The 11,289-nt window shown below is 68.8% G+C and carries 12 protein-coding genes; 8 read left to right on the top strand and 4 right to left on the bottom strand.

All coding sequences use genetic code 11. The features are described from left to right. Window positions 1-120 precede the first annotated feature (120 nt). The 8 genes from G3N62_RS31825 (at window position 121) to G3N62_RS31790 (ending at window position 7,834) form a co-directional block, all read left to right on the top strand. On the top strand, window positions 121-627 hold the full coding sequence (locus tag G3N62_RS31825; protein WP_034190789.1) for an RDD family protein: 507 nt from the start codon (window positions 121-123) through the stop codon (window positions 625-627). A gap of 223 nt (window positions 628-850) precedes the next feature. Then, the gene (locus G3N62_RS31820) at window positions 851-1,789 is read left to right on the top strand and encodes a UDP-2,3-diacylglucosamine diphosphatase (RefSeq protein WP_124670620.1); all 939 of its coding nucleotides are present in this window, start codon (window positions 851-853) and stop codon (window positions 1,787-1,789) included. A 29-nt stretch (window positions 1,790-1,818) separates the two neighbouring features. Next, a complete protein-coding gene (locus G3N62_RS31815; protein ID WP_034190787.1) occupies window positions 1,819-2,853 on the top strand; it encodes a glycosyltransferase family 1 protein in 1,035 nt (344 codons plus the stop codon). Continuing rightward, window positions 2,850-3,386 (top strand): diacylglycerol kinase, encoded by a 537-nt coding sequence (locus tag G3N62_RS31810; protein ID WP_069705560.1) that lies wholly within the window; start codon window positions 2,850-2,852, stop codon window positions 3,384-3,386. The genes G3N62_RS31815 and G3N62_RS31810 overlap by 4 nt, the downstream gene beginning before the upstream one ends. Window positions 3,387-3,591: 205 nt before the next feature. Continuing rightward, window positions 3,592-4,350 (top strand): TetR/AcrR family transcriptional regulator, encoded by a 759-nt coding sequence (locus tag G3N62_RS31805; protein ID WP_034190785.1) that lies wholly within the window; start codon window positions 3,592-3,594, stop codon window positions 4,348-4,350. Next, window positions 4,347-4,928, top strand: a complete 582-nt coding sequence (locus G3N62_RS31800) for a TIGR00730 family Rossman fold protein (protein WP_049031317.1) — start codon at window positions 4,347-4,349, stop codon at window positions 4,926-4,928. The genes G3N62_RS31805 and G3N62_RS31800 overlap by 4 nt, the downstream gene beginning before the upstream one ends. Window positions 4,929-4,950: 22 nt before the next feature. After that, window positions 4,951-5,712, top strand: a complete 762-nt coding sequence (locus G3N62_RS31795) for an SDR family oxidoreductase (RefSeq protein ID WP_124670619.1) — start codon at window positions 4,951-4,953, stop codon at window positions 5,710-5,712. A 229-nt stretch (window positions 5,713-5,941) separates the two neighbouring features. Continuing rightward, on the top strand, window positions 5,942-7,834 hold the full coding sequence (locus tag G3N62_RS31790; RefSeq protein ID WP_069705562.1) for a glycosyl transferase: 1,893 nt from the start codon (window positions 5,942-5,944) through the stop codon (window positions 7,832-7,834). Window positions 7,835-7,987: 153 nt separating this feature from the next. Here the strand turns inward: G3N62_RS31790 and G3N62_RS31785 are convergent, their stop codons facing one another. The 4 genes from G3N62_RS31785 to G3N62_RS31770 form a co-directional block, all read right to left on the bottom strand. Further along, window positions 7,988-8,605, bottom strand: a complete 618-nt coding sequence (locus G3N62_RS31785) for a DUF924 family protein (protein ID WP_059558120.1) — start codon at window positions 8,603-8,605, stop codon at window positions 7,988-7,990. Further along, window positions 8,602-9,333, bottom strand: coding sequence for an alanyl-tRNA editing protein (locus tag G3N62_RS31780; protein WP_124670618.1), 732 nt, complete (start codon window positions 9,331-9,333; stop codon window positions 8,602-8,604). The genes G3N62_RS31785 and G3N62_RS31780 overlap by 4 nt, the downstream gene beginning before the upstream one ends. A gap of 104 nt (window positions 9,334-9,437) precedes the next feature. Further along, window positions 9,438-9,848 (bottom strand): group II truncated hemoglobin, encoded by a 411-nt coding sequence (locus G3N62_RS31775; protein ID WP_034190779.1) that lies wholly within the window; start codon window positions 9,846-9,848, stop codon window positions 9,438-9,440. Between the two features lie 43 nt (window positions 9,849-9,891). Further along, on the bottom strand, window positions 9,892-11,289 hold a 1,398-nt coding region (locus G3N62_RS31770), incomplete at its 5' end, for an FtsX-like permease family protein (protein WP_241013263.1).

Raw genomic sequence — 11,289 nt, 5'->3', positions numbered from 1 at the left:
TTTCGTTGCTTCGCCATGTATTCCACTCCATTGCGCGGACGGCGCGCATGCGTACGCGCCGGAATCCGTTCCACGAAACGGATTCCGCATTGTTATTCAGTAATCCGAAAATATATAAAAATGGCAGACGCCCGCGCCCCCGAGATCCCGGCCGCCGCGCCTTCCGTGCGGCGGCGCCTCGCCGCGCTGCTCTACGAAGGCGTGCTGCTGTTCGGTGTCGTGTTCTTCGCCGGGCTCGCATTCGGCCTCGCGACGCAGCAACGCAACGGCCTCGTCCATCACAACCTCCTCGCCGCGTGGATCGCGCTCGTCGTCGGCGCGTACTTCGTCTGGTTCTGGACCCACGGCGGCCAGACGCTGCCGATGAAGACCTGGCGGCTGCGCCTCGAATCGTCGAACGGCCGGCCGCTGAGCGCCGGCCACGCGCTCGTCCGCTATGCGCTCGGCTGGCTGTGGTTCCTGCCTCCGCTCGCGCTGCATCCGCTCCTCGGCCTGTCGGTGCCCGTCACGCTCGCGCTCACGGCCGCGTGGATCGTCATCTGGGCCGGCGCGGCCCGGCTGCATGCCGGCCGCCAATTTCCGCACGACCGGATCGCGCGCACCCGCGTCGTCGCGATACCGCGCTGACGCGCCGCACTCCTCAGACGAAAACCGCTCGTCCCGCCTTCCGTCATCCGCCAGACGGCGCTGCCGGACAACCGCCGGCCGTTCCGTGCGGCAGGTCACGCAAGGGCCGTGATTCACTGCTAAACACCCGGCAGCGGTCGTAATAAGAACGTCTCGTGACTGTCACGGCACAGTCATGCCCGCATGGCGGAATGCCGGTAATGTCAACCGGCGCGAGTCATGCATGGGCCAGAAAACGTCCGCGACCTCCCTGTTCCGTCACCCTATCGGCGCCCGCGCCGCCACCGCCTTCCTGTCCGGCTCGGCTACAACCGATGACCTGGCGTCGCAAGAACCGCCTGCCACGCATCCCGCGCGGCACGACGATCCCGACCCGTCCGCCCATCGCTACCGCACCATCTGGCTGTCCGACATCCACCTCGGCTCGAGCGGCTGCCAGGCGCCGTACCTGCTCGACTTCCTGCGCCACAACGATTCGGAATACCTGTATCTCGTCGGCGACATCATCGACGGCTGGCAGTTGAAGAAAGGCTGGTACTGGCCGCAGGCGCACAACGACGTCGTGCAGAAGATCCTGCGCAAGGCGCGCAAGGGCACGCAGGTCGTCTACATCCCCGGCAATCACGACGAGGGCGCGCGGCAGTTCTGCGACCTCGCGTTCGGCGACATCCAGGTGCGCGGCGAGGCCTTCCACACGACGATTGCGGGCAAACGTTTGTGGATCGTGCACGGCGACCTGTTCGACGGCGTGATCCAGCACGCGAAATGGCTCGCGTATCTCGGCGACACGCTGTACACGCTGATCCTCGTGCTGAACCGCTGGTTCAACCGGATCCGCAGCCGGCTCGGCTTCCAGTACTGGTCGCTGTCGCAGTACCTGAAGCACCAGGTCAAGAACGCGGTCAACTTCATTTCGCAGTTCGAGACCGTGATGACCGACGAGGCGCGCCGCCGCGGCTGCGACGGCGTGGTATGCGGCCACATCCACAAGGCGGAGATCCGCGACATCGACGGCGTGCTGTACTGCAACGACGGCGACTGGGTCGAAAGCCTGTCCGCGCTCGTCGAAACGATGGAAGGCGAACTGAAGATCGTCTACTGGACGGTGATGCGCTCCGCACCGTCGGAGATCACGTCGCGCAAGGCCAAGGCCACTGCCTGACACAACCCTACTTACAGGACAAAGCCGCGATGAAGATCATGATCGTCACCGACGCGTGGGAACCGCAGGTCAACGGTGTCGTGCGCACGCTGAAAAGCACGTCGCGCGAGCTCACCGCGCTCGGCCACCGCGTCGAACTGCTGACGCCGCTGGAATTCCGCACGGTGCCCTGCCCGACCTACCCCGAGATCCGCCTGTCGATCCTGCCGTACCGCAAGCTGCGCGCGCGGATCGATGCGTTCGCGCCCGACGCGCTGCACATCGCGACCGAAGGCCCGCTCGGCCTCGCCGCACGGCGTTATGCGCGCGCGCGCAAACTGCCGTACACGACCGCGTACCACACGCGCTTTCCGGAGTACGTGCAGGCGCGTTTCGGCATCCCGCTGGCCGCGACCTACCGCTTCCTGCACTGGTTCCACGGCCCGTCGCTCGCGGTGATGGCGCCGACGCCGGTCGTCAAGCAGGACCTCGAGAAATTCGGCTTCACGAACGTCGTGCTGTGGACCCGCGGCGTCGACCTCGAGATCTTCCGCCCGATGGAGTCGAAGGTGCTCAACACCGCGCGGCCGATCTTCCTGTACGTGGGCCGCGTCGCGATCGAAAAGAACGTCGAGGCGTTCCTGCGCCTCGACCTGCCCGGCTCGAAGTGGGTCGCGGGCGAAGGCCCCGCGCTCGCGGAACTGAAGTCGCGCTATCCGGAGGCGAACTATCTCGGCGTGCTGTCACAGGCCGAGCTTGCAAAGGTGTATGCTGCGGCCGACGTGTTCGTGTTCCCGAGTCGCACCGACACGTTCGGCCTCGTGCTCCTCGAGGCGCTCGCCTGCGGCACGCCGGTGGCCGCGTATCCCGTCACGGGCCCGATCGACGTGCTCGGCGAAGGCGACGCGGGCGCGATGCACGAGGACCTGCAGGAAGCCTGCCTCGAAGCGCTGAAGATCGAACGCACGACCGCGCGCGCGTGGGCCGAACGCTTCTCGTGGCGCGCGGCATCCGAGCAGTTCGCGTCGCATCTGAAGCCGCTGCCGAAGACCGCGTACTCGCCAGCCGAAGGTGCCGCCGTTTGAAACGAGACCTGAACGACAAGATCCCGCCTCCCGCCTCCACGCCGCAACGGCACCGTCCGTTCGACGAGGACGAGCCGCATGCCGAAGCGGACGTGCACGCGCACGAGCCGCTCGGCCCCGACGACCCATTGTCGCCGCTGCCGCCGAACCCGTACAAGCGCCACCGCGGCATCACGCGCGCGTGGTATGCCCTCAAGCATTCGCTGAACGGCTTTCGCGTCGCGATCCGCGAGGAGAGCGCGTTTCGCCAGGAACTCACGCTCGCCGCGCTGATGCTCCCGATCGGCGCATTCGCGCCGGTGCCGGCCGCGTCGCGCGCGCTGCTGATCGGCTCGGTGCTGCTCGTGCTGATCGTCGAGCTGCTGAACTCGAGCGTCGAGGCCGCGATCGACCGCATCTCGCTCGAGCGTCACGAACTCTCCAAGCGTGCGAAGGATCTCGGCAGCGCGGCCGTGACGGTCGCGCTGTTCGCGTGCGTGACGACGTGGGGCTTCGTGCTCGGCCCCGTCGTCGCACGCTGGCTCGGCTTCTAGACGGGGACCGGGCGCGCGCGCCGCGGGCCGCCCGCGTGCGGCGCTGCACCATGCGCCGCGCGGGGGCGCGATCACGAAATGCCCCGATGTGGCGAAACCCCGGTTTATAATCGTCCGCTAGACATAGAACAGCAACCCGCGCCGGACGAATCACGCAGCATCGATTGCAGCGCCCGCCAGTCCGGCACACACAGGGCCGGACGACATGGAAGCGAAACCTCCCCGCCGCACCCGCGAACGGATTCTCGAGTTGTCGTTGAAACTCTTCAACGAGATCGGCGAGCCGAACGTCACGACCACGACGATCGCCGAGGAAATGGAAATCAGTCCAGGCAACCTGTACTACCATTTCCGCAACAAGGACGACATCATCAACAGCATCTTCGCGCAGTTCGAGCAGCAGATCGAACGGCGGCTGCGCTTCCCCGAAGATCATCGTCCGACGATCGACGAAACCTGGTCGTACCTGCAGTACATGGCCGATTTCATGTGGACCTACCGGTTCCTGTACCGCGACCTCAACGACCTGCTCGCCCGCAACCGCACGCTCGAGACGCACTTCAAGCAGATCATCAGCCACAAGGTGCGCTTCGCGCGCGAGATGTGCGAGCTGCTCGTGTCCGACGCCGAAATGGTCGCGACGCCCGCCGAGATCGAAGTCATCGCGACCAACATGGCCGTGATCTCGACCTACTGGCTGTCGTATCAGTACGTGATGCATCCGCGCAAATACAACGACCAGGACGCGATTCGCGAAGAACTGCACCAGGTCAGCATGCACGTGATCTCCGTGATGGCGCCGTACCTGCGCGGCCGTTCGCGCCAGTTGTTCGACGATCTGGTCTCGGGCAAGCTGCCCAAGCGCCAGTTCACCGACTACCTGCCGCCGCGCGACGGCTCGCCGCGCCCGGCCGACAGTCCCGTCACCCTCGGGCAGGCCTCCGCCAAGGATTCCAAGCAATGAAGGCAGTCTGCGTTTATTGCGGCTCGTCGCCCGGCGTGCGGCCCGTCTATGCCGACGCCGCGCGCGCATTCGGCCGCGCGCTCGTCGAGGCGGGCCTCACGCTTGTCTACGGCGGCGGCCGCGTCGGCCTGATGGGCGTGATCGCCGACGAGGTGATGGCAGCCGGCGGCCATGCGGTCGGCGTGATCCCCGAGCTGCTCGTCGACAAGGAAGTCGGTCACACGGGGCTGTCGGAACTGCACGTCGTGCCCGACATGCATCACCGCAAGAAAATGATGGCCGACCTCTCCGACGCGTTCGTCGCGATGCCCGGCGGCGCCGGGACGCTCGAAGAGCTCTTCGAGGTCTACACGTGGGCGCAGCTCGGTTATCACCGCAAGCCCGTCGCGGTCTACAACATCGATTCGTTCTACGATCCGTTGATCGCGCTGCTGCGCCATACGGTCGACGAAGGCTTCATGCGTCCGGCCTATTTCGACGCGCTGTGCGTCGAATCCGAACCCGTCGAACTGATCGAGCGGCTGCGCCGCTACCAGCCGCCCGCCCGCGACAAGTGGGCGCCCGACGCAGCGAAGTAACCGTCACCGGAAACCGCACGCCATGGCCGCACCGTCCGATCGCAAGGCCGTCCTCATCACCGGCGCGAGCCGGGGCATCGGCCGCGCGACCGCCGTGCTCGCGGCCGAACGCGGCTGGGACGTCGGCATCAACTACGCGCGCGACACGGCGGCGGCCGAGCTCACCGCGCAGGCTGTCCGCGACGCGGGCGGCCGCGCGTGCATCGTCGCGGGCGATGTCGCGAACGAGGCGGACGTCATCGCGATGTTCGACACCGTGACGGCCGCGTTCGGACGGCTCGACGCGCTCGTCAACAACGCGGGCATCGTCGCGCCGTCGATGCCGCTCGCCGACATGACGGCCGACCGGCTGCGGCGGATGTTCGATACCAACGTGCTCGGCGCGTATCTGTGCGCGCGCGAAGCCGCGCGCCGGCTGTCCACCGACCGGGGCGGCCGCGGCGGCGCGATCGTCAACGTGTCGTCGATCGCATCGCGGCTCGGTTCGCCGAACGAATACGTCGATTATGCGGGGTCGAAAGGCGCGGTCGACTCGTTGACGATCGGTCTGGCGAAGGAACTCGGCCCGCACGGCGTGCGCGTCAACGCGGTGCGCCCCGGCCTGATCGAGACCGACATTCACGCCAGCGGCGGCCAGCCCGGCCGGGCAGCGCGCCTCGGCGCGCAAACGCCGCTCGGCCGCGCGGGCGAGGCACCGGAGATCGCCGAAGCGATCGTCTGGCTGCTCGGCGACACGGCGTCGTACACGACGGGCGCCCTGCTCGACGTCGGCGGCGGCCGGTAATCTCGCCCGCCCGGCGCCCCCGAAGCGCCGCCAGGCACGCCCTGTCGTCACGACACCACAAATCTCCACAATTTCGTGACGGTTTCAGTAAACATTCGTAACAGTTCCGTGCTCTACTAGCGGGCAATCAGACAGGCGTCGTCTACGCCAAGTCTCCGCCACCCTGATGTGGCCCTTATCGGTCCCGCCCAAGTAGCGGACCGGCTCGACTCGACCCGAGATCTTTTCCATGCCTGGAACCGCAGCGCCCAGCCGGCGACGCACGTCTGTGCCCGCGCCGGCTCAGCACACCCGCTCGACAGCCGACACCGACGCCACCGCGACGCTCGACGCCGCCGGCACGCCCGTCGTGGCGTCGACCACCGCAACCCGCACCGCGCGCGACCGCGCGGCCCTGCTCGGCTGGCGGGCCTGGCTGCTCGTCGCCGTGCTGGTCTGCGCGTACACGCTGCCGGGCGTGCTCGGCCACGATCCGTGGAAACAGGACGAAACCTATACGTTCGGCATCATCCAGCACATGCTCGAGACCGGCGACTTCGTCGTGCCGACCAATGCCGGCCTGCCGTTCATGGAAAAGCCGCCGCTTTACGCATGGGTCGCGACGAGCCTCACCTGGCTGCTGCAGCGCGTGATGCCGCTGCACGATGCGGCGCGACTCGCCAGCGCGCTGTTCGCCACGCTCGCGTTCGGCTTCATCGCACGTGCGGCGCGCGTCGCCAGCCGCGCGGACAGCTGGTTCGACCTGCGCGTGATCGGCCCCGTCGTGCTGAGCGCGAGCACGCTCGTCGTCATCAAGCACCTGCACGACATGATGACGGACGTCGCGCTGTTCGCCGGCACGGCGATGGGCTTCTGCGGGCTGCTCGAACTCGTGATGCAGCACGTCGCGCGCGCGCAGCAGATGCGGCACGGGCTGCCGGTCCGGCCGTCGGGCCGCTGGGCCGCGCCGCTCTTCGGCGCGGGCGTCGGCATCGCGCTGATGACGAAGGGGCTGTTCGTGCCGCTCGTGTTCGCGGCCACGCTCGTCTGCACGCTGGTGCTCTACCCGGCCTGCCGCACCCGCTCGTTCGCGCGCGCGCTCGGTGTCGCCGCGCTCGTGTTCGCGCCGTTCGCGCTGATCTGGCCGACCGCGCTGTTCCTGCGCTCCGAAACGCTGTTCATGACGTGGTTCTGGGACAACAACGTCGGCCGGTTCTTCGGCTTCTCCGTCCCCGAACTCGGCGCGGAAAACGACAAGCCGTTCTTCATCCTGCGTGCGTTCCTGCTCGTCGGCTTCCCGGTCGCGCCGCTCGCGATCGTCGCCGTCGCGCGCGGCGCATGGCGCGACTGGCGCACGCCGCGCGTCGCGCTGCCGGTGCTGTTCGCCGGTATCGGGCTCGTGGTGCTGCAAATATCCGCGACGTCGCGCCAGCTCTACATCCTGCCGTTCTTCGCGCCGCTCGCGCTGGTTGCCGCGCAGGCGATCGACCGCCTGCCGCGCCGGTTGCATCTCGCGTGGGATTACTTCAGCCGCGTGCTGTTCGGCACGACCGTCGCGCTCGCGTGGGCGATCTGGGCCGTGATGGCCGATCCGGCCGCGTCGCGCGCCGATCTCGCGCTGCTCGGCCGCTGGCTGCCGCTCGACTGGACGATGCCGATCCGGCCCGCGCTCGTGATCGGTGCGCTCGCGCTGACCATCGGCTGGCTGACACTGTTGCCGAAGTTGCGCTCGACGGGCCTGTGGCGCGGCGCGCTGTCGTGGGGCGCCGGCGCGCTCGTCGCGTGGGGCCTCGTCTATACGCTGCTGCTGCCGTGGCTCGACGTCGCGAAGAGCTACCGCTCGGTGTTCGACGACCTGAACGCGCATCTCGCGCTCGAATGGAACGACGGCGACTGCATGGCGAGCCTGCACGGGCTCGGCGAATCGGAAGCGCCGATGCTGTACTACTTCTCCGGCATCCAGCACACGCCGATCGACGACGCGAAGTCGACGCGCTGCACGTGGATGATCGTCCAGGGCGTGCGTGCCGTCGATCCGGCACCCGGCAGCGAATGGCAACTGTTCTGGACCGGCGCCCGCCCGGGCGACAACGAGGAACTGCTGCGCGTGTACGTGCGGACGCCCGAACAGCACCTGCAGTGACACGGGGCGGTGCGCCGCCCTGCCCGCCTTCATCTTTTGCACCGGTCGCGCCCGCCCGGTCGGCCGGCGCGCAACCTCTGCGCGATATCCATCCTTGACGCCCCCGCATCAAGCCGCGGGCTCGCACTCCCCTTTACACCACGGCCTGGATCTTCAGAACGACGAACCGGGCTCGCGCAGGAACGCCGTTTCCTCGTCGGTCGACGCGCGGCCGAGGATCGCGTTCCGGTGCGGGAAACGGCCGAAGCGCTCGACGACCGCCGCGTGCAGCACGGCGAAGCGGTGATAACGCTCGCACCCGGCCTCGTCGCGAATGCCCGCGCACAGGCGCACGGCTTCGCGCTGGCTCTCGACCGACTCGTCGTGCTCGAACGGCAGGTACGCGAACGCACGATGATGCCCGCTCGGCAGCCGTGCGTCCCAGCCGGTCGCGACGACACGGCGGGCGATCGCGAGCGCCTTCGGATCGGCGGCAAACGCGCGCGGCGTGCCGCGATGGATGTTGCGCGAGAACTGGTCCAGCACGACGATCAACGCCAGCGCACCCGACGGCGAGCCGGCCCAGTGATCGCAGGCGCCGTCGCATGCGGCGTCGAGCAACGCGCCATAGCGTGCGCGCAGCAGATCGTCGAAGGCGGCGCCGCCGTTGAACCACACCTTGCGTTGCCGCCCGAATTCGGCCGAGCCCGGCTCGCCGAACCAGAAATCCAGAATCTCCCGTGCTTGCGGATCCAGCGCTGCCGCGCCGGCGTGGCCGGTATCGATCGTCATGCAAACGCCAGGACGAGGCGCCGTGTACGCGCGCTCTTCTTTTCCAGTTTCGCGACCCGCAGCGCGCCGATTTCGGACGTGTTGCGCACATGCGTGCCGCCGCACGGCTGCAAGTCGACTTGCTCGATCCGCAGCAGCCGCACGCGGCCGAGGCCCATCGGCGGCTTCACGCTCATCGTGCGCACGAGTTCGGGCCGCTCGGCCATCTCGTCGTCGGTGATCCATTCGGTCGTGACCGGATGCGCGCCGCCGACCAGCGCCGCGAGACGCCGCTCGACGTCGTCGCGGTCGATCGCATCGGACGTCGCGAAATCGAGCCGCACGTAGTCGGCCGTCACGCTGCAGCCATCGACCGCGTACGGCAGCACCGCGCACATCAGGTGCGCGGCCGTGTGCAAACGCATGTGCCGGTAGCGGCGCAGCCAGTCGATCTCCGCGATCACGCGCGTGCCGGGCGCGAGCGCCGCGACGCGGGCCTCCTGCCCCGGCGCCGGCACGTGGACGGCGTCGTCGGGCGTCGCGCCGTCGAACTTCGCCTTGCGCGTGTCGGCGATCACGATCGGGCCGCCGTCGGGCAGCGTCAGCGTGCCGGTGTCGCCGGCCTGGCCGCCGCCGAGCGGATAGAACACCGTGCGGTCGAGCCGGATGCCGTCGTCGCCGACGGCCCGGACGACCGCGTCGCATTGCGTGAGGTACGCGTCTTCGCGAAACAGCGCTTGTGTCGTCATCGGACGAGCCTCGTATCGGTGGGGGAAACGGCCAGTGTCGCGCGATGCCTCCCGCGCGCCCAGACGCAGATCGTCCGGCGCACGGACAGCGGCGTACCGGTCGATCAACCGGGCCGGTTGCGCATCCAGTCGGCCGTGTCGTAGAACGAATGCATCAGCCGCTCGCGCAGCGGCTCGGCCAGCCCGACATCCTCCATCGCCCACGCCATGCAGCGCAGCCACTGGTCGCGCTCGACCGACGCGATCGGGAACGGCAGGTGCCGCGCGCGCAACCGCGGATGGCCGAACCGGCTGATGTAGTGGTCGGGGCCGCCGAGCCAGCCGCACAGGAACCAGAACAGCTTGTCGCGCGAGCCGTCGAGCGACTGCGGATGCAGCGCGCGAATCTGCGCGAACTCCGGCTCGAGGTCCATCAGGTCGTAGAAGCGGTCCACCATTTCGCGCACGCGGGCTTCGCCGCCCACGAGTTCGAACGCCGTCGGCTGCGACGGCGCATCGTCATTCACATCGGTCATACGGATAGTCGGAAAACGGGATCTTCGGGGCCGCCGGCAACGCTCATGCGTCGCGCAGCGACTGCAGCGCGGGGCGCCGCAACACATTATGCAGGCTCAGCCAGCCGGCCGCACCGGCGCAGGCGACACCGGCCGCGATGCCGGCCGGCACGAGCCACGGATCGACGGCGAGCTGGAAATCGAACACGCGCGACGCGAGCACCCAGCCGACCGCGATCGCGCCCGCCGAAGCCAGCACGCCGGCCAGCGCGCCGACCACGACGAATTCCGCGCGCTGTACCGCATTGACCTGCGCGCGCGACGCGCCGAGCGCGCGCAGCAGCGCGGCCTCGCGCACGCGCTCGTCGCGCGAGCCGGCAAGCGCCGTGTACAGCACGAGCACGCCGGCCGCGAGCGTGAACGCGAACAGGAACTGCACCGCGCCGACCACCTGCAGCATCATCCGCTGCAACTGCGCGAGGATCGGCGCGACGTCGATCGCGGTCAGGTTCGGATAGCGCGCGATCAGCGGATCGAGCAGCGCGGCGTTCGATGCGGGCAAATGGAAGCTCGTCAAGTAGACGGCCGGGAAATTCTTCAGCACCGGCGGCGGCATCAGCACGAAGAAGTTCACGCGGAACGAACCCCAGTCGAGCTTGCGCACGCTCGTGATCGGCGCGTCGACCGTCAGCCCCGTCACGTCGAAACGCAGCGTGTCGCCCGGCTTCACGTTCAGCGTCTTCGCGAGGCCGGCCTCGATCGAGATCTGCGGCGTCGCCGCGGTGCCGAACCAGTCGCCCTCGACGATCCGGTTGTCGGACGGCAGTTCGGTCGTATACGACAGGTTGAACTCGCGGTCGACGAGCCGGCGCGCCTCGTCGGACGGATACGCGTCCGGATTCACCGGCTTGCCGTTGATCGCGACGAGGCGGCCGCGCACCATCGGCGCGGGCACCGCGTCGCGCACGCCGTGCGCGGCCAGATAGGCCGCGACGTCGTCGCGCTGGTCGGGCTGGATATCGATCAGGAACTGGTTCGGCGCATCGGGCGGCGTCGACTGCCGCCAGCCCGCGACGAGATCGTTGCGCGTGATCGCGATCAGCAGCAGGCACATCAGGCCGAGCGCGAGCGCGGTGATCTGCAGCGCGCTCGCCGTGCCGCGCCGGTGCAGCGACGCCAGCGCGTAGCGCCAGCCGACGCCGGCGGCCACGCGCGCGTTGCGTACCGCACGTGCCGCCGCGAACAGCACGAGCCGCGCGATCAGGGCGAAACCGACCAGCGCGCCGGCGAAGCCGCCCGCGACGATCAGGCCGAGCTTCAGGTTGCCGGCCGCCACGATCAGCAGCCCCGCGAACAGCACGACGCCGATCGCATACGCGGCCCACGCGGTGCGCGACGCGTCGCCCCACTCGCGGCGCAGCACGCGCACCGGCGGCACGCGCGTGAGCGGCACGAGCGGCGA

This window comes from Burkholderia sp. Tr-20355 (assembly GCF_017104685.1).
Taxonomy (GTDB): Bacteria; Pseudomonadota; Gammaproteobacteria; order Burkholderiales; family Burkholderiaceae; genus Burkholderia; species Burkholderia seminalis.
The sequence above is the reverse complement of the archived record's forward strand: the minus strand, read 5'-3'. Positions and strand labels throughout refer to the sequence as shown.